The sequence below is a fragment of the Streptomyces rishiriensis genome (assembly GCF_003112535.1).
Taxonomy (GTDB): domain Bacteria; phylum Actinomycetota; class Actinomycetes; order Streptomycetales; family Streptomycetaceae; genus Streptomyces; species Streptomyces rishiriensis.
On the sequence record NZ_BEWA01000022.1, the window covers coordinates 17,759 to 35,646 of the forward strand.

Genomic DNA, 17,888 nt, shown 5'->3' on the forward strand with positions numbered 1-17,888 from the left:
GAAGGCCTGCCCGCCGTGCGTCAGTTGTCCCGGAACGCCTCCAGCAGGCGGAGCCACACCTCGCTGATCGTCGGGTAGGACGGGACCGCGTGCCAGAGGCGGGCGATCGGGACCTGGCCGACGACGGCGACGGTCGCGGAGTGGACGAGCTCGCCGACGCCCGGGCCCACGAAGGTCACGCCGCGCAGGATCTCCCGCTCCAGGTCGACGACCATCCGGGCGCGTCCCTTGTAGCCCTCCGCGTACAGGCCCGCACCGGCCACCGACGACATGTCCACGTCGACGGCCCGCACCCGGTGTCCGGCCGCTTCCGCCTCGGCCAGCGAGAGGCCGACGGAGGCCGCCTCCGGGTCGGTGAAGACGACCTGCGGGACGGACTCGTGGTCGGCCGTGGCGGAGTGGGCGCTCCACGGGTCCGCCTGGGCCAGGGGCGTTCCGGCGGCGCGGGCGGCGATGGCGGCGCCGGCGATCCGCGCCTGGTACTTGCCCTGGTGGGTGAGGAGGGCGCGGTGGTTGACGTCGCCGACCGCGTAGAGCCAGTCGGTGCCGTCGACGCGCAGGCTGTCGTCGACGGCGAGCCAGGAGCCGGGCTCCAGGCCGACCGTCTCCAGGCCGATGTCGTCGGTGCGCGGTGCGCGGCCGACGGCGAAGAGGATCTCGTCGGCCTCGATGCGCTCGCCGGTGTCGGTGACGACCTGGACGACGCCGTCCGTGCGCGTCACGGACGCCACCGAGGTGCCCGTGCGCACGTCCGCGCCGGCCTCGGCGAGCGCCTCGGCGACCAGTTCGCCCGCGAACGGCTCCATCCGGTCGAGCAGGCCCTTGCCGCGCACGAGGAGGGTGACCTGCGAACCGAGGGCCTGCCAGGCCGTGGCCATCTCGGTGGCGACGACTCCCCCGCCCACCACGACGAGCCGGCCGGGCGCGGACCGGGCGCTGGTGGCCTCGCGGCTCGTCCAGGGCCGGACCTCGGCGAGGCCGGGCAGGGCGGGCAGGGCGGCGCGGGTGCCGGTGGCGACGACGACGGCGTGCCGGGCGGTGAGCACCTGGTCGCCCACGCTCACCGTGCGCGGTCCGGTCAGTCTGCCCTGGCCGCGGTAGAGGTCGGCGCCGATGCTCTTGAGCCAGTCGACCTGGCCGTCGTCGGTCCAGTCGCCGGTGTACCAGTCGCGGCGGGCGAGGACCGCCTCGGTGTCCAGGGGGCCTTGCACGGCCTGGCGCAGGCCGGGCAGGCGGCGGGCGTCGGCGCGGGCGATGACCGGGCGCAGCAGGGCCTTGCTGGGCATGCAGGCCCAGTACGAGCACTCGCCGCCGACCAGTTCGCTCTCCACGACCGCGGTGGTGAGGCCGGCCGCGCGGGTGCGGTCGGCGACGTTCTCCCCCACGGGTCCGGCCCCGAGCACAACCACGTCGTACAGGTTGGATTCCGTTTCCGTCATGGGGTCAGTCTGGTGGGTGGTGTGCGGGGTGGCCACACGGGTAGGGGCGCGGAATACACGAGCGGCCGGCCGCGTTGGGGCGGACGGCTTCACCCCATGTCAGGGAGCGCCTGGCAGGAAGCACCGGGAAGAAGGATTCAGGTCATGAGCAGCACCGTGGAGCTCACCAAGGAGAACTTCGACCAGACGGTCACCGACAACGAGTTCGTCCTGATCGACTTCTGGGCGTCCTGGTGCGGGCCGTGCCGTCAGTTCGCCCCGGTCTACGACAAGGCCGCCGAGGAGAACCCGGACCTGGTGTTCGGCAAGGTGGACACCGAGGCGCAGCCGGAGCTGGCCGCCGCCTTCGGCATCCAGTCGATCCCGACGCTGATGATCGTGCGGGACCGGGTCGCCGTCTTCGCCCAGCCGGGCGCGCTGCCCGAGGCCGCCCTCACGGACGTCATCGGGCAGGCGCGCGAGCTCGACATGGACGAGGTCCGCCGGTCGATCGAGGAGCAGCAGGCCAAGAGCGAGGCCGACGGCTCGCCCGCCGCCCCGGGCGAGTGAGCCCGGGGGCGGTCGCTAGAAGGGGTACGGCGCGACGTCGCTGCGCACCGTCGTCCAGCGCACGTCGGTGAAGGCCTCGAGGTTGGCCTCGCCGCCGAAGCGGGCGCCGGTGCCGGAGGCGGCCACCCCGCCGAAGGGCGCGACGGCCTCGTCGTTGACGGTCTGGTCGTTGATGTGGACGATGCCGACCGGTACGCGCTCGGCCAGGTCGAGGCCGCGGGCCGCGTCGCGGGTGACGATGCCGAGCGAGAGGCCGTAGGTGCTGCGCGCGGCCAGCGCCGCCGCCTCGTCCACGGTGGTGAAGGGGCGTACCGGAGCCACCGGGCCGAAGACCTCCTCCGCGTAGGCGGGGGTGGCGTCGTCGACGCCGGCGAGGACCGTCGGACGGTAGAAGAGGCTGTCGTGCGTGCCGCCTGCGGCGAGCTTCGCGCCCGCGCCGGTGCTGGCCTCCACCAGAGCGTGCACCTTGGCGAGTTGTCCGTCGTCGATGAGCGGTCCGAGGTGCACCTGGGCGCGGTGCGGGTCGCCGACGGCGAGGGCGTCGGCCTTGGCGGCGAGCCGCTCGACGTACTCCTCGTAGAGCGAGGCGTGCACCAGGTGGCGGCCGGTGGTCATGCAGATCTGGCCCTGGTGGAAGAAGGAGCCCCAGGCGGCCGTGGAGATCACGGCGTCGAGGTCGGCGTCCTCCAGGACGATCAGGGCGGAGTTGCCGCCGAGTTCCAGGTGGGCGCGCTTGAGGTGGCGTCCGGCGGCCTCGCCGACCGCGCGGCCGGCCGCGGTGGAGCCGGTGAAGGAGATCACCGGCACGCGGGGGTCGGCGACCAGGGCCGCGCCGGTCTCGGCGCCGCCCGGCAGGATGTGCAGGAGCCCGTCGGGCAGTCCCGCCTCGGCGAAGATCGCGGCCAGGGACAGTCCGCCGCACACCGCCGTGCGCGGGTCCGGCTTGAGGACGACCGCGTTGCCGAGCGCGAGGGCGGGCGCGACGGAGCGGATCGACAGGATCAGCGGGGCGTTGAACGGGGAGATCACGCCCACCACGCCGACGGGCACGCGCCGGGTGTAGGACAGCCGGGGCGCCTCGCTGGGCAGGACCTGGCCGGCCGGGCGGGAGGCGAGGGCGGCGGCCTCATAGCACTCCTGAGCGGCGACGTGCAGCTCGAAGTCGGCCTTGCCGGGGATGGAGCCGGACTCGCGGACGATCCACTCGCGCAGTTCCTCGGCGTGCGCGGCGAACAGGTCGCCGGCCTTGCGCAGCACGCCGGCGCGCACGAAGTGCGGGAGGCGGGCCCACTCGGACTGGGCGGCGAGGGCGGCCTCGGCGGCCGGACCGACGTCCGCGCCGCCCGCCAGGACGACCGTGCCCAGCGGGTCGCCGGTGGCGGGCTCGGTGACGGTGTACCGGGGGCCCGACAGGGCGCGGGGCTGCCAGTTCTGGGGGTCGAGCAACGGCATGGGGGCTCTCCGATCGGTGACCCGCGGGACGTGCCGCCTCACGGGGAGGAGGGGAAGTCCCGTGCAGGTGGCCGCCAGTTCGGCGGCGGCATGGCGGGATGCGGTGATCCGGCGCGGCCGGGCGAGCTGCATCCGGTGAACGAACGCATCCCCATCTGGTTGAGCACGCAACATCCTAGTCATGTCAGCGGAATATCGGGTCCCCTGACGCGCGCCTCCTGACTTCCCACGGTACGCGGCGGCGCCGACCGGCGCTCTCCCCGCGGGCAAGGCCCGGCCCACCGCGCCCCGGCCAACTCGCATGGACCGGCCGGAACTTGGCGAGTCCGACCCACCGGGGCAGTCGGGCGGGCCGGAGCAGTCGGGCGGGACTCGGCAGTCGGGCGGCCGGGGCCCGGGGTCAGCTGGAATCGCGCGGGACGACCGTGGCCCCGAACGGCTCGTGCGACTCGGGGGCGGCCGCGGGGTTGCGGACCGCCCGGTCCACCAGCGAGGCGAGGTAACGCCCCGAGGGCAGCGTGATCCGCACGGTGCTGAGCCGGGGCCGCAGCAGCCGTCCCAGCACGAGGTCGTCGGCGCCGATGACGGCGACGTCCTCGGGAACGCGCACGCCCGCTTCCTGCAGGGCGCGCATCAGCAGCATGGCGTACTCGTCGTTGTAGGCGAAGACGGCGTCGAGGCCGAGGCCGGTCCAGCGGGCGGCGAGGGCGGCCGCGGACTCCTCTCCGTAGGCGAGGGACAGTTCGGTCACCGTGGCCCGCGTGCCGGACAACGCCTCGCGGGCGCCGTGGAGGCGGGGCGCGGAGAACACCTCCATGCCGCCCTCCTCGGGGACGACCACACCGATCCGACGGCGGCCGCGCGCGTAGAGGTGGGCGGCGGCGGCGCGGCCGACGTCGGCGTGGTCCAGGCGCAGCGCGTGAGCGCCCTCGACGGGCGTGGGGCTGAGGGTCACCACGGCGCGCGCGCCGGAGCGCTTGAGGACGGCGACCCCCTCCGGCCCGATGCCGGGAGTGGGCACCAGCACGGCGACGGGTCGCAGTTCGGCCCACGCCCGGGCGGCGTCGTCGCCGCGCAGCCCGGTGGCGCCGTACTGGACGACGGTGTAGTCGAGGCGGGTGAGCGCCCCCTGGAAGTCGTGCACGAACCGGCTGTAGAGCGGGCCGGCCGGGATGGGCAGCGTGGGCATCAGGACCACGCGGCTGTGTCCGGCGCGCAGGGTGCGGGCGGCCGCGTGGGGCACGTACCCGATCTCCTCGGCGGCTTGACGGACCCGGCGGCGGGTGGGCTCGCTGATGCGCACGGCGTCGGCGTTGTTCAGGACATAGGAGACGGTCGCGCGCGAGACGCCGGCCAGGCGGGCCACGTCGGCGCTCGTGGGCACGGGGCGCGGGGCCGGCGGCTTCGTCGGCGCGGGCGTGTTCGGTATCTGCACCATGACGTACGGCATCTTGGCAGAAGCGGCTCCCGGGGTTCGGGGCGGGGGAGGTCAAAATCCGATGAACCGTCAACGAACATGTTCGTGACGTACTTGTACGTGACGAACATGTTCGCTACCTTGACGGCATGACAGCACGTCCCGACACCCCGCGCAGCCGCCGCGAGCGCCCGGCCAAGCCCGCCCTGACCAGGGAGGGCATCGTGGCCGCCGCCGTCGCGGTGCTGCGCGCCGAAGGCCTGCGCAAGGTCACCATGCGACGCCTGGCCGAGGAGCTGGACACCGGCCCGGCCTCCCTCTACGTGTACGTCCGCAACACCGCGGAGCTGCACGCGGCCGTGCTCGACGAACTTCTGGGCACGGTCGGCCCGGCCCCCGACGAGGGCCCCTGGCGCGAGCGCCTGGAGCGGGTGCTCACCGGGTACACCGCGATGCTCCTGGAGTACCCGGACCTCGCCCGCTCGGCGCTCACCGCCCGGCCCAGCGGCCCGCACTACCTGAACCTGATCGAGACCCTGCTGGGGCTGCTGCACGAGGGCGGGACGCCCGCCGCGCAGGCCGCGTGGGGCGTGGACCTGCTGCTCCAGCACGCCACCGCGACGGCCGCCGAGCACGCCGACGAGGCCTCCGAGGAGGACTGGGACGCGCTGCGGCACGCGGTGCACGAGGCGTCGGAGCGGACCCACCCGCGCATCGCCGCCCTCGCCGAGCCCCTGCTGTCGGGGCCGCCCGAGGCCCGCCTGTCCTGGGGGATCAGGACCCTGATCAGCGGCATCGAGCACACCGCCGTACCCGACCGAACGACGGAGGAGACCTCGCCATGAGGACCACGAGGACCATGAGGCACCACCCCATAGCGATCATCGGCGCCGGACTCGGCGGCCTCACCCTCGCCCGGGTGCTGGACGCGCACGGCGTCGAGGCGGCCGTGTTCGACCTCGACGCCTCCCCCGCCGCCCGCGTCCAGGGCGGAATGCTTGACATCCACGAGGAGACCGGCCAACAGGCCCTGCGGGCCGCCGGACTGGACGAGGAGTTCCGGGCGCTGATCCTGCCCGGCGGCGAGGCCGTGCGGGTCCTCGACAGGGACGCCGTGGTCCGTCACGCCGAGGCCGACGACGGAACCGGCGGGCGGCCCGAGGTCGACCGGGGCGCCCTTCGCGACCTGCTGCTGGGCTCGCTGCCCGGGGGAACGGTCCGCTGGGGAGCCAAGGTCACCGGCGCACGCGCCCTGGGCGGCGGACGCCACGAGGTCGCCCTCGCCGACGGCACCGCCTTCACCACCGACCTGCTGGTCGGGGCCGACGGCGCCTGGTCGCGCGTCCGGCCGCTGCTGTCCGCCGCCCGGCCCGTGTACACGGGCGTGTCGTTCGTCGAGGCGGATCTGCCGGACGCGGACGCGCGACACCCGGTGAGCGCCGAGGTCGTCGGCGGCGGGCTCCTCTTCGCGCTCGGCCACGGCAAGGGCTTCCTCGCCCACCGGGAGACCGACGGCAGCCTGCACGTCTACGCCGCGCTGCGGGTCGCCGAGGACTGGGTCGACGGCGTGGACTTCACCGACGTCGAGGCGGCGAAGGCGTACGTGCTGGAGCACTTCGCGGACTGGGACAAGAGCCTGCGGGCGCTGGTCGCCGACGCTCCCGGACCGCTGACGCCGCGTCTGATCCACGCCCTGCCGGTCGGCCACCGCTGGGAACGCGTGCCCGGGGTCACCCTGCTCGGCGACGCCGCCCACCTGATGTCACCGTTCGCGGGCGAGGGCGCCAACCTCGCGATGCTGGACGGCGCCGAACTGGGCCAGGCCCTCGTGGCGCATCCGGACGGGCGCGAGAGCGCGCTGGCCGCCTACGAGGAGCGGCTGTTCCCGCGCAGCGCCGCGGCCGCGGCCGCGTCCGCCGCCAACGGCACGGCCCTGTTCGCCGAGGACGCGCCGCAGGCCGTGGTCGACCTGTTCACGGCTCACCCGTGATCCGTCGACGTCGTTCGCGGCCCGGCGGCTCCGCCCGTCACGCGGTCGACCAGCTCGTTCCAGCCTGCCTCCAGCCGGGCCGGCGGCATCGCGGACTGCCGGGTGAGGTGGTGGACGAGGACGGGGCTGAGGAACCCCATCAGCGCGTGGGCCAGCAGCTCGGCGTCCGCGCCGGGCACGGCCTGGCGCAGCAGCATCGTCAGGTGGGCGACGTGGACGCGGCGCGGCGGCACGGAGTAACGGCGCTCGGCTCCGGGCTCGGCCGCCAGCTGCAGGTCGAGCTCGTCGACGGAGCGGCGGAGCATGGCGATGCCGAAGGCCCGCAGTCTGTCCACGGGCGGCGCGCCCGGCCCCAGCGGCGGGGGGCCGCTCAGGAAGGCGGCCTGGAAGTTGCGCTCGGAGTGGTCCAGGAGCGCGTTGAGCAGCCCGGTGCGGTCGCCGAAGCGGCGGAACACGGTGCCCTTGCCGACGTTCGCCGCGCTCGCGACCGCGTCCATCGTGACCCCGGCCGCGCCGTGCTCGGCGATCAGCCGGGCGGCGGCGTCCAGGAGCCGGGCCCGGTTGCGGGCCGCGTCGGCACGCAGACACGGCTCGTCGTCGAAGGGCCCGAGGTGCAGCAGCTCGGACTCGGCGACGGTCTCCTCGGGCTCCGGACACGGGGGCAGAACGGCGGACATGAACTCAGCGTAAAGCACGGGGAATGAAACTGGACCGCGGTCCGTTTGGGGTGCTAGAACAATAAGCGGACTTCGGTCCGTATTCATGACGACCATGTTTCAGTCTCCGGGAGTACCCATGTCTGTCCGCATCCTTGCGCTCGTCGGCAGCCTCCGCGCCGGTTCGACCAACCGCCAGCTCGCCGAGGCGGCCGTCAAGGTCGCTCCCGAGGGCGCCGAGGTCGACCTCTTCGAAGGCCTGGCCGAGATCCCCTTCTACAACGAGGACCTCGACGTCGAGGGCAACGTCCCGGCCGCCGCCGCCAAGCTGCGTGCCGCCGCCCAGGAGGCCGACGCCTTCCTGCTCTTCTCCCCCGAGTACAACGGCACCATCCCGGCCGTGCTGAAGAACGCCATCGACTGGCTGTCCCGCCCGTACGGCGCCGGCGCCTTCGGCGGCAAGCCCGCCGCCGTGGTCGGCACCGCGTTCGGCCAGTTCGGCGGCGTGTGGGCGCAGGACGAGGCCCGCAAGGCCGTGGGCATCGCCGGCGGCAAGGTGATCGAGGACCTCAAGCTCTCCATCCCGGGCTCCCTGACCCGTTTCGCCGAGACCCACCCGGTGGACGACGCCGAGGTCGCCGCGCAGCTGACCGAGGTCGTCGCCCGTCTGCACAGCCACGCGGGCGAGGCCACGGCCGCCTGAGCCAGGCCACCGCACCGCACCGCAGGTGACTGACGCCGAACGGGGTCCGGAGAATTCTCCGGGCCCCGTTCGGCCGTTCCGGAACGCTCGATCCGGGCGGCCGGCTCCCCCGCGCGCGGAGCCAGGCCAAGCGCCTCGCGCCGGAGGGCGCGGGCCGCACCGGCGGACGCCCGGACCCGAGCCTCGGACGGAGGGACGCACAAAAGTGGCCGAAGCCGCAGACCGCCCGCCGCCCCGTCTGATAGGGCTGGGAGGATGCAGACCCTTTATCGACGACTGCTGGCTCTGATGCCCCGCATCGGCGTCCAGGTGACGGACCTCGGGCCGGGGACGGCGGTGGTCGCCCGGCGCGGCCGTCCGTACCGGGCCACCGGAGCGGGCCGGGACACCTGGGTGGTGCGGCGGACCCGGGACGGCGAACGTCCCGGGGTGGACGACGGCGAGGCCGTGCGGCTCGGCGACACCGACTCCGTCCTGCTCATGGACGCCCCGCACCGGCGCGACGAGCGCAAGCTGCAGCTGGCGGCCGCCGAGTACCTGTGCGCCCAGCACGTCACCGCGATGCTGGAGCTGTACGGGGTGAACTGCGTCTTCGACGTCGGAGCCAACACCGGCCAGTACGCCAAGCGGCTGCGCCGGCTCGGCTACACCGGCCGGATCGTGTCCTTCGAGCCCACCTCGGAGACGTTCGCCCGGCTGGAGAAAGCCGCCGCGGACGACCCCGCCTGGCAGGTGTACCAGTGCGGACTGGGCCGCGAGGAGACGACGGCAAAGATCCACACCGGCTGGAAGACGATGAACTCCCTGCTGTCGGCGAGCGACTACGGCAAGGACCGCTACAGCCGCTTCGCCCAGGCCGACACCGAGGAGATCCGCGTCCGCCGGCTGGCGGACGTCATGGACGAGGCGCTGGAGGGCCTCGCCGAACCGCGCCCCTTCCTCAAGATGGACACCCAGGGCTACGACCTGGAGGTGTTCGCCGGCGGCGGGGAGCGGATCGCGGAGTTCGTGGGGCTGCAGTCCGAGGTCGCGGTGCTCAAGCTGTACGAGGACAGCCCCGGCATGGGCGAGGCCGTCGCGACCTACGAGGCGGCGGGCTTCGGCATCACCGGGATGTACCCGGTGACGCGCGAGGCGACCACGGGACGGGTGATCGAGTTCGACTGCGTGCTGATGCGCGCGGACGCGGCGCCCACGGCGTAGAGCCGTCGCGCGACGCCACGTCCTCCGGTCGCCCGGCGGCCCGCGGCCGGAGAGGGTCGTGACCGCGGACGAGCGGGCCGAGCGGCCCGCGGCCGTGTCACCCGCCGAATGGCGGGCAGGTTCCGCCGTACGGCGGTGCTCGGGAAGGCGGCCGGCAGACCGACGATGAGCGGCACGAGCCGCCGCGCATCCGCGTTCCGTGTGAGGAGCAGCCCATGACGTCCCAGCCACCGCCCTTCGACCCCGAACTCGCCGCCGCCCTGGAGCTCATCAAGGACATGATCCAGCCGGGGCTGTCCATGGAGGACGTCGAAGCGGCCCGCAAGGGACCGGGCATCGAACTGCTCTCCCAGCTCGACCTGACCGTCGGCGGGGCCTTCGAGGTCGAGGACCGCACGGTCCCGGGGCCCGAGGGCTCCCCCGAGATCTCCCTGCTGATCTGCCGTCCGACCTCGCCGGCCCCGGACCGGCCGCGCCCGGTCGTCTACCACGTGCACGGCGGCGGGATGGTCCTCGGCGACAAGCGCGTCGGCGTGGACGTGATCCTCGACTGGGCCCGCGAACTCGACATGGCCGTGGTGTCCGTGGAGTACCGGCTGGCGCCCGAGCACCCGCATCCCGCGCCGGTCGAGGACGTGTACGCCGGTCTGCTGTGGACGGCGGAGCACGCCGGGGAACTGGGTGCGGACCCGGAACGGATCGTCATCGCCGGGGCCAGCGCGGGCGGCGGCCTCACCGCCGCCCTCGCCCTGCTGCTGCGCGACCGCCGGGGACCGCGGCCGATCGGCCAGCTGCTGATGTGCCCGATGCTGGACGACCGCAACGACACCCCGTCCAGCCACCAGATGGCAGGAGTCGGCGTGTGGGACCGCACGGCCAACGAGACCGGCTGGACGGCCCTGCTCGGCGAGCGGCGCGGCGGCCCGGACGTCTCCCCGTACGCGGCGCCCGCCCGTGCCGAGGACCTGTCCGGGCTGCCCCCGGCCTTCCTCGACGTGGGCTCGGCGGAGACCTTCCGCGACGAGGTCGTCGCGTACGCCTCCCGGATCTGGCAGGCCGGCGGGGTCGCCGAACTGCACGTCTGGCCGGGCGGCTTCCACGGCTTCGACGGCTTCGCACCGCAGGCCGCGCTGTCCAAGGCGGCGCGGGCGGCCCACCTGGACTGGCTGCGGCGGCTGCTCGCCGAGTAGCCCGTCACCCACGGGTTCTCCGGATGGCGGCGGGGTCGCGGGTCTCCGCGTGACGGTTGGCCTGGCGCATCATGGCCGTATGAAAGAGCTGGCCGGACGGCTGACCGCCCTGGATCCCGACGCCGGGGCGGCCGTGCGGGTCATCGCCTACTTCGACCGGCTGGCCGAGTCGCGGGCCGGGGTGGAGGCGCTGGTGCGCGGCGCCGCGGTGCTGTCCGGGGTGCCCGCGCGGCTCGTCGACCCCGACCGGCTGGTGCGCGTCCGGGTGGAGGCGGACGGCACGCGCCGGGACACCGAACTTCCGCCGGACCCGGCCTGGCCCTCCGCGGCCCTGACGCCGGACGGCGCGCCCGCCCTGTGGCTGGAACGCGCCGACGCGCGGCCGAGCGTCGTGGACGCCGTGATCCTCGAACGGGCGGCCGGAGCGGCACGCCTCGTCCTCGACCGCACCCGTGGACGCGCGACGCTGGACGATCCCGCGCTGGTCGAGACCCTGCTCGACGCCACGGCGGCCGAACCGGCCCGGCTGCACGCGGCCCGCCGCCTCGGCCTCGACACCGCCGCCTCCTTCCGTGCCGTGGCCGTGCCCGGCGGCCCGCCCCGGGTGCTGCCCGCCGACGTCCGGCACGCCGTCCCCGCCGGCCGGGCAGGCGTCGGGCCCGCGGCCCCCGTGACGGGCCTGCCCCGCTCCTGGGCAGCCGCCCGCACCGCGCTCAGGTTCACCGCGGAGGGCACCGCGCAGGACCCCGGCCCACGGGTGGTGCACGCCGACGAGCTCGGCGGGCTCGCCCTGCTGGCCGACCTCGTCGTACCGGGGGCCGAACCCCCGCCGGACGTCCGGGCGGTCGAGTCCGCCGCCGCGGACGCCCCCTGGCTGCTCGCCACCCTGCACGCCGTCACCGCGACGGCGAGTCTGCGGGCGGCGGCGGCCGAGGCGAACGTCCACCACTCCACGCTCCAGGACCGGCTGGCCCACGCCGAGCATCTGCTCGGGTGGCCGATGCGCACCCCGCAGGGCCGGCTGCGGCTGCATCTCGCGCTGACCATGCGGCGGTTGACGCGCTCGTAGCGACTCCGCCGGGCGTCGGCCGAAGTCCACGGACCCGGCCGCGACCACGGCCCCCGGCCCCCTTGACCACCGGCGTGCGCCGACCGGTCCGACGGCCGACGCCGTTCACATCGTCCCGGCAGCCGACGGATAGACTCGGGCCCCCTGTTCGAACGGATCATCGTCCAAGGGGTATGCCGTGACCGATCGTGCTCCCGTCCGCACCCTTGCGAGGGCCGTTCGCGGAAGCCGGCCGACGCCCGCACTCCTCGCCCACGTGACCTTCTTCGTCGTGGTCGGCGCCGGACTGGTGCGGCTGCTACGGCTGGGGATCGGGCCGTGCTGGGAGATCGTCGGCGTCAGCGGGATGCTGGCGCTGGTGTACGCGGGCGGGCTCGCCGCCGGGGAGCGGCTGGGGCGGGTCGGCGGGCGACTGTGGGTCGCGGCGTTGTGGGGGCTGTGGACCGGGCTGGTCCTTCTGGCCCCCTTCTCTCTCACGGGGGCCTACGTGTGGGGCGCCCTGCCGCTGGCGTGTGCAGCGCTGCGGGTGCTCGGGCGGCGGGCGGCCGTGGTGGCGGTGGCCGCCCTCACGGTCGTCCTCGCCGGTCAACTCGCCCGCAGCGCGGGTGGATTCGATCCGGAGATCGTCCTGATCCCGGTGGCCGCCGTGTGTGGCACGCTCGCCCTCTACCGCTCCCAGCAGCGCTCCGCCGCCGAACGGCTGCGTCTGGTCGAGGAGTTGCGCGGCGCCCGCGACGTCCTGGCCCGGCAGCAGCGACAGGCCGGGATGCTGGCCGAGCGGGCCCGGATCGCCCGGGACCTGCACGACACGCTGGCCCAGGAGCTCTCCGGCGGCGTCATGCTGCTGCAGGCCGCGCAGCGCGACTGGGACGCGCGTCCGGATGTGGCGCGCACCCGGGTGCGCGCGGTCGCCGACGGGCTGCACGCCAATCTCGCCGAGACCCGCAGGATCATCCGCGACCTGACGCCGTCGGCCGTCGACGAGGCCGGTCTGGAGGAGGCACTGCGGCTGCTGTGCGCCCGCGCCGAGGCGGAGGGCGCCGCGGCCCGTGTGCGGTTCCGCGCCGTCGGCGCCCGCCGGCCGGCCCTCGACGGGCAGACGGCGGCGACCCTGTTCCGGGTCGCGCAGAGCACGCTGGCCAATGTGCGCGAGCACGCCCACGCGGTGAACGTGCAGGTCACCCTGGAGACCCGGGGAGACCGCGTGGAACTCGAAGTGCGCGACGACGGCGCCGGTTTCGTGACCGGCCTCCCCGGTGTCCCGCCCCAGGCCGCCCGGGGTCTCGGGCTGCCCGCGGCCCGGGCGCGGCTGCGCGAGTGCGGCGGCGACCTCGAGGTGGGCAGCGCACCCGGGCGGGGCACGTCCGTACGGGCGACGGTGCCCGCGGCGTCGGTGCTCCGGCCGGCCGGGACACCGGGTGCGGCGGCCGTCCGGTGAGCGGCGCTCCGTTGCGGCTGCTGGTCGCGGACGACCACGCCGTCGTACGGGCCGGGTTGCGCGCGCTGTTGGAGGGCGAGCCGGATCTGCGGGTGGCGGCGGAGGCGGCGTCCGGGGAGGAGGCCGTCCGGCTGGCGGAGCGGCTCGCGCCGGACGTGGTCCTGATGGACCTGCGGTTCGGCGGCGGGGGCCGGTCCGGGATCGACGGGGTCGAGGCGGTGCGCAGACTGGCGGCCGGGACGCCGGCGACCGCGGTGGTGATGCTGACGAGTTACTCCGGCCGGGCCGATGTGGTGCGCGCGCTGGAGGCGGGGGCCCGGGGGTATGTGCTGAAGGCGGGGCCGCCGGAGGAGCTGTTCCGGGCGGTACGGGGCGCCGCCGCCGGTGCGCTCGGGCTCGCGCCGGAGGTCGTGGGCGAGCTGGTGTCGCAGGGGCCGCCCGGCGGGCGGGAGTTGAGCGGGCGGGAGTTGAGCGGGCGGGAGGTCGAGGTGGTGCGGCTGCTGGCCGAGGGGCTGAGCAACCGGTCCATCGCCGAGGCGTTGTTCCTGAGCGAGGCCACCGTCAAGACGCATCTGGTGCGGGTCTACCGGAAGCTGGGCGCGGACAACCGGGCGGCGGCGGTGTCGGAGGCCGTGCGCAGGGGGCTGCTGGACCTGGCGTAGGGCCGGGAGGGCGACCCGTTCACCTGGCCGCCCCCCGGTGCTGTGTCAGACCTTGGCCTGCTCGGGTGCGCCGGCCAGGTCGGCGCCGTCCTCGTCGGCCGTCGCGGCGCCCGCGCCGGGGATGACGGCGGCGATGGCCGCGGAGACCAGGGCGAGCCCTCCGCCGACGAGGAGCGCCGTGCGGAAGCCCGCCTCCGAGGCGAGGGTGTGGCCGCCCAGGGTGGTGGTCATCTGGGAGAGGATCACGCCGATGACGGCGGAGCCGATCGAGGTGCCCAGCGAACGCATGAGGGTGTTGAAGCCGTTGGCGGCGGCGGTCTCCGTGATCGGCACCGAGCTCATGATCAGCGCGGGCATCGCGCCGTAGGCGAGGCCCACCCCGCTGCTGGTGATGATCGTGACCAGCATGACGCCCCAGGCGGAGCCGATCAGCGCCATGGCGGCGAAGTAGCCGGCGGCCAGCACCAGAGCGCCGCAGACCAGGGTGAACTTGGGACCGCGGGCGTTGGTGAGCTTTCCGCCGAGCGGGGAGACCAGCATCATCATCAGGCCGCCCGGCGCGATCCACAGGCCGGCCGCGAGCATCGACTGTCCGAGGCCGTAGCCGGTGGCCTCGGGGAACTGCAGCAGCTGCGGCATCACCAGCATGCTCGCGTACATGCCGAAGCCGACGAAGACCGAGGCGACGTTGGTCAGCAGCACCCGGGGGCGGGCCGTGGTGCGCAGGTCGACCAGGGGGTCGGTGGTGCGCACCTCCCACCTGCCCCAGGCGAGCAGCGCCACGACGGCGAGGGCGAACAGGCCGAGGGTGGTGCCCGAGGCCCAGCCCCAGTCGGCGCCCTTGGAGACGGCGAGCAGCAGGGAGACCAGGCCGACGCCGAGGCCGACCGCGCCGGGCAGGTCGAAGCGCTGCCCCTTGGCGCCGGCGGGGACGTCCGGGACGAGCAGGAAGATCAGGACGGCGACGACGGCCGCCAGCGCGGCGGAGCCCCAGAACAGCGCCCGCCAGTTCGCGTACTGGGCGACCGCGGCGGCCAGCGGGAGCCCGATGGCGCCGCCGATGCCCATGGAGGCGCTGACCAGGGCGATGGAGCCGCTCAGCTTCTCCGCCGGTACGACGTCCCGGAGGAGGGCGATGCCGAGCGGCACCATGCCCATGCCCATGCCCTGCAGTCCGCGTCCCACGATCATCGTGACGACGTCGGAGGCGAACGCGCACACCACCGAGCCGACGATCAGCGGCACCGAGCAGGCGAGCAGCATGCGGCGCTTGCCCACCAGGTCGCCGAGGCGGCCGACGACGGGCACGCACACGGCGGCGACCAGCAGGGTGACCGTGATCACCCAGGCCGCGTCGGAGGACGAGGTGTCCAGGATCTGGGGCAGTTCGGCTATCAGCGGCGTGACCAGGGTCTGCATGATCGCCGCCGTGGTGCCGGCGAAGGCCAGTGTGGCGATCACGGCGCCCGGGCGGGCCGTGAGGTGGGGAGCGGGGGCGCCCATGGGACTCCTCGACTGGAAAGTTCGGGTGAGGGGTGCGCGGGTGGGCCGCGCGAACGGGACGGCGTAGCGAAGGATGTGCATCGTACATGCCTTGTGTATCAACCACATGGCATGGCGGATGCACACGATGTGCCAGGATGGTCGGGCCGCACGGAAACCGGAGGCCGGGCCCATGGAGTCGCCGACGCACGAGGTCGAGTACGAGCAGATGCTGCTCAGCCGCCACTCGTTCCTGAACCAGCGCGGCGGCCGCCGCCAGAACAGCCTCATGGAGCGCAGCGCGTACATCATGCTGAGCCGGATCCGGGTCCAGGGACCCATGTCGATCGGGGAACTCAGCGATGCCTTCGGCCTGGACGCCTCCACGCTGAACCGGCAGACGGCGGCGGCGATGCGGGCCGGGCTCATCGAGCGGATCCCCGATCCCGAGGGCGGCATGGCGCGCAAGTTCCGGCTCACCGACGAGGGCGTGCGCCTGCTGGACGAGGAGCGCGAGGGGATCGTCGACGCCCTGAGCCAGGTGATGGCCGACTGGCCGGACGAGGACGTCGCCGCGTTCGCGGCCTACCTGCGGCGCTTCAACAACGGCATCGAGGCCCTCGGCGGGCGCCCCTGGCCACGCCCCTGACGGGGGCTCGCGCCCGGCCGTCAGCGTGCCGTGCGTGCGACACGGAACCCCACGTCGTCGACCCGGAACGTGGGATGGCTGCGGCGGCGCACCGACGCCCGGCAGCTCCAGTGCTCGTCGAACCAGCCACCGCCGCGCAGGACCCGGTAGGGGCCGTAGACCTCCGCGTCGTAGACGTCCCAGCACCATTCCCACACGTTGCCGAGCATGTCGTGCAGGCCCCACGGGTTGGGAAGTCTGCCGCCCACCTCGTGGACGCGCTCCCCGGAGTTCCCCCGGTGCCAGGCGATGTCGTCGAGCGGTCCGTAGCGCGGTCCGCGGGTGCCGGCGCGGCAGGCGTGCTCCCACTCCGCCTCGGTGGGCAGCCGGTACCCGTCGGCGGACACGTCCCGGTCGACGGACTCGCCGTCCGCCCCCACCCGGTAGGCGGGCGTGCGGCCCTCCCGCTCGGACAGGGTGTTGCAGAAGTGGACCGCGTCCCACCAGGACACGCTCTCGACGGGCAGCCGGCCCGTCCCGGCGCCGGGCAGGGGTCGGCCGGTGACGCGTGCGTACTGCTCTCGCGTCACCGGATGCGCCGCCAGCCGGTGGCCCGCCACGTCGACCGCCCAGCTGCGTCGCGTCCGCCGGTCCGAGAGGGTGACCGTGCCCGGCGGCACGGCGATCATCGTCAGGCCCTGCTCCCCCGCGTCCATGAAGGCGATGATCTCATCGCCGGGACGCGGCAGGAGGTACAGCCGCGCTGCGGCGGCCGTTCACCGCCTGTGCCGCCGCGGCGGGCCGCCGGGCAGTCGGCCTGCCTAAGGTACAGAGAGACGCCGCCTGCCTGGGAGTCCCCATGACCGGTATCCGTCGGAAGAGACCTGCCGACGCCCTCGACACGCTGGACGCCATCGAGCCCCCGGGCAACGTCGAGACGGTCGTCGGCGTGCTGTCGGTGACCGTCCTGGTGGAGGTCCTCGGCGTGCTGTCGGGCTCCGAGGTGTGGCTCCTCGGGCTTCTGGTCTTCCTGCCCGGAACGGCGTCGGCGCTGTGCACCGTCCAGCAGACGAGGTTCGTCGCCGCCTGGACCACCCTGTTCGTCACCTTCACCGTGGTGGTGCGGGCCGCCGACGGGGGCCGCTGGCTCGACCGTGCGCTGCTGGTGCTGCTCACCCTGGCTCTGGGGGCCGCCTCCGTCTACGCCTGCCACCGGCGCATCGGACGCGAGCACGAGATGCTGCGGCTGCGCTCCACCGCCGCCGCCATGCAGCGGCACATCCTGCACCCGCTGCCCCTGCTCACCGACGACGTGCTGGTCAACGGCGTCTACGAACCGGTACAGGAGGACCGGCTGGTCGGCGGCGACATCTACGACGTCGTCGCGTCGCCCTGGGGCACGCGGGTGCTGATCGGCGACGTGCAGGGCAAGGGACTGGCCGCCGTGGGCGCGGCGTTCGCCGTCATCGGCGCCTTCCGGGAGGCGGCGCACCGCGAACCCACGCTGACCGCGCTCGTCGACGCCCTGGACGCGGCGGTCGTGCGGCACAACTCCTACGCCGAGCAGACCGGCGACGACGAGCGGTTCGTCACGGCCCTCGTCATCGGCGTCGACGCGGGGACGGAGGCGCAGGTCGTCAACTGCGGGCATGTGCCGCCCCGGTTGGTGCACGAAGGCGTCGTCACCACGCCGGCGCTGGAGACGGGCGTCCCGCTCGGGCTCGCCGAACTGGCCGTCGAGCCGACGACCGTGGACTGGTTCGCGTTCCCGGCCGGCTCGACCCTGGTGCTGACCACCGACGGGCTCACCGAGACCCGCGCCGGCGACGGCACGTTCTATCCGGTCGACGAGCGCCTGGCGAAGTACCTGGACCTCTCGCCCACCGAGCTGCCGCAGGCGCTGCACGAGGACTCCCGGGCGTTCGCCGGCGACGGCCGCCGCCACGACGACGTCGCCGTCCTGACCGTGCGCCGGTCCCCGGCCCGCTGACGCGGCGCGCTCTCGCCCTG

Annotated in this window: 17 protein-coding genes; 11 read left to right on the forward strand and 6 right to left on the reverse strand. The window is 74.5% G+C overall.

The window, feature by feature from the left end; genetic code table 11:
• Nucleotides 1-20 precede the first annotated feature (20 nt).
• Nucleotides 21-1,439, reverse strand: coding sequence for a dihydrolipoyl dehydrogenase family protein (locus tag Sri02f_RS32815; protein ID WP_109004965.1), 1,419 nt, complete (start codon nt 1,437-1,439; stop codon nt 21-23).
• 144 nt (nt 1,440-1,583) lie between these two features.
• Here Sri02f_RS32815 and trxA point away from each other — a divergent pair, with 144 nt between their 5' ends.
• Complete coding sequence (gene trxA / locus Sri02f_RS32820; protein ID WP_109004966.1) at nt 1,584-1,988, forward strand: thioredoxin; 405 nt, start codon at nt 1,584-1,586, stop codon at nt 1,986-1,988.
• A 15-nt stretch (nt 1,989-2,003) separates the two neighbouring features.
• Here trxA and Sri02f_RS32825 read toward each other — a convergent pair whose 3' ends face one another.
• Together Sri02f_RS32825 and Sri02f_RS32830 are read right to left on the reverse strand one after the other, a co-directional pair.
• Nucleotides 2,004-3,440: an aldehyde dehydrogenase family protein gene (locus Sri02f_RS32825; protein WP_109005088.1), complete on the reverse strand. Its 1,437-nt coding sequence runs from the start codon at nt 3,438-3,440 to the stop codon at nt 2,004-2,006.
• Nucleotides 3,441-3,840: 400 nt separating this feature from the next.
• The gene (locus tag Sri02f_RS32830) at nt 3,841-4,890 is read right to left on the reverse strand and encodes a LacI family DNA-binding transcriptional regulator (protein ID WP_167467669.1); all 1,050 of its coding nucleotides are present in this window, start codon (nt 4,888-4,890) and stop codon (nt 3,841-3,843) included.
• A 116-nt stretch (nt 4,891-5,006) separates the two neighbouring features.
• Between Sri02f_RS32830 and Sri02f_RS32835 the strand changes: the two genes are divergently transcribed.
• Together Sri02f_RS32835 and Sri02f_RS32840 are read left to right on the forward strand one after the other, a co-directional pair.
• The gene (locus Sri02f_RS32835; RefSeq protein WP_109004967.1) at nt 5,007-5,702 is read left to right on the forward strand and encodes a TetR/AcrR family transcriptional regulator; all 696 of its coding nucleotides are present in this window, start codon (nt 5,007-5,009) and stop codon (nt 5,700-5,702) included.
• Nucleotides 5,699-6,847, forward strand: coding sequence for an FAD-dependent oxidoreductase (locus Sri02f_RS32840; RefSeq protein WP_109004968.1), 1,149 nt, complete (start codon nt 5,699-5,701; stop codon nt 6,845-6,847). Before Sri02f_RS32835 ends, Sri02f_RS32840 begins: the two co-directional genes overlap by 4 nt.
• Here Sri02f_RS32840 and Sri02f_RS32845 read toward each other — a convergent pair.
• Entirely contained in the window at nt 6,838-7,524 is a 687-nt protein-coding gene (locus tag Sri02f_RS32845; protein WP_109004969.1) for a TetR/AcrR family transcriptional regulator, read from the reverse strand. The two genes, Sri02f_RS32840 and Sri02f_RS32845, sit on opposite strands and share 10 nt — an antisense overlap.
• A gap of 118 nt (nt 7,525-7,642) precedes the next feature.
• Here Sri02f_RS32845 and Sri02f_RS32850 point away from each other — a divergent pair, with 118 nt between their 5' ends.
• The 6 genes from Sri02f_RS32850 (at nt 7,643) to Sri02f_RS32875 (ending at nt 13,768) form a co-directional block, all read left to right on the forward strand.
• Nucleotides 7,643-8,206, forward strand: coding sequence for an NAD(P)H-dependent oxidoreductase (locus Sri02f_RS32850; protein ID WP_109004970.1), 564 nt, complete (start codon nt 7,643-7,645; stop codon nt 8,204-8,206).
• A gap of 255 nt (nt 8,207-8,461) precedes the next feature.
• Nucleotides 8,462-9,409: an FkbM family methyltransferase gene (locus Sri02f_RS32855; protein ID WP_109004971.1), complete on the forward strand. Its 948-nt coding sequence runs from the start codon at nt 8,462-8,464 to the stop codon at nt 9,407-9,409.
• A gap of 215 nt (nt 9,410-9,624) precedes the next feature.
• A complete protein-coding gene (locus Sri02f_RS32860; protein WP_109004972.1) occupies nt 9,625-10,599 on the forward strand; it encodes an alpha/beta hydrolase in 975 nt (324 codons plus the stop codon).
• A 79-nt stretch (nt 10,600-10,678) separates the two neighbouring features.
• Entirely contained in the window at nt 10,679-11,668 is a 990-nt protein-coding gene (locus Sri02f_RS32865; protein WP_109004973.1) for a helix-turn-helix domain-containing protein, read from the forward strand.
• 178 nt (nt 11,669-11,846) lie between these two features.
• Nucleotides 11,847-13,106: a sensor histidine kinase gene (locus tag Sri02f_RS32870; protein ID WP_109004974.1), complete on the forward strand. Its 1,260-nt coding sequence runs from the start codon at nt 11,847-11,849 to the stop codon at nt 13,104-13,106.
• Nucleotides 13,103-13,768: a response regulator transcription factor gene (locus tag Sri02f_RS32875; RefSeq protein WP_109004975.1), complete on the forward strand. Its 666-nt coding sequence runs from the start codon at nt 13,103-13,105 to the stop codon at nt 13,766-13,768. The genes Sri02f_RS32870 and Sri02f_RS32875 overlap by 4 nt, the downstream gene beginning before the upstream one ends.
• A 45-nt stretch (nt 13,769-13,813) precedes the next feature.
• Here Sri02f_RS32875 and Sri02f_RS32880 read toward each other — a convergent pair whose 3' ends face one another.
• Nucleotides 13,814-15,271: an MFS transporter gene (locus Sri02f_RS32880; protein ID WP_109004976.1), complete on the reverse strand. Its 1,458-nt coding sequence runs from the start codon at nt 15,269-15,271 to the stop codon at nt 13,814-13,816.
• Nucleotides 15,272-15,443: 172 nt separating this feature from the next.
• Here Sri02f_RS32880 and Sri02f_RS32885 point away from each other — a divergent pair, with 172 nt between their 5' ends.
• The gene (locus Sri02f_RS32885) at nt 15,444-15,899 is read left to right on the forward strand and encodes a MarR family winged helix-turn-helix transcriptional regulator (RefSeq protein ID WP_109004977.1); all 456 of its coding nucleotides are present in this window, start codon (nt 15,444-15,446) and stop codon (nt 15,897-15,899) included.
• Between the two features lie 20 nt (nt 15,900-15,919).
• Here the strand turns inward: Sri02f_RS32885 and Sri02f_RS32890 are convergent, their stop codons facing one another.
• Nucleotides 15,920-16,594: a formylglycine-generating enzyme family protein gene (locus tag Sri02f_RS32890; RefSeq protein WP_218029908.1), complete on the reverse strand. Its 675-nt coding sequence runs from the start codon at nt 16,592-16,594 to the stop codon at nt 15,920-15,922.
• A 143-nt stretch (nt 16,595-16,737) separates the two neighbouring features.
• On the opposite strand from Sri02f_RS32890, the gene Sri02f_RS32895 reads away from it, so the two are divergent.
• Nucleotides 16,738-17,868 carry a PP2C family protein-serine/threonine phosphatase gene (locus tag Sri02f_RS32895; RefSeq protein ID WP_109004978.1) on the forward strand — a complete coding sequence of 377 codons (1,131 nt, stop codon included), beginning with the start codon at nt 16,738-16,740 and terminating at the stop codon, nt 17,866-17,868.
• Nucleotides 17,869-17,888 lie beyond the last annotated feature (20 nt).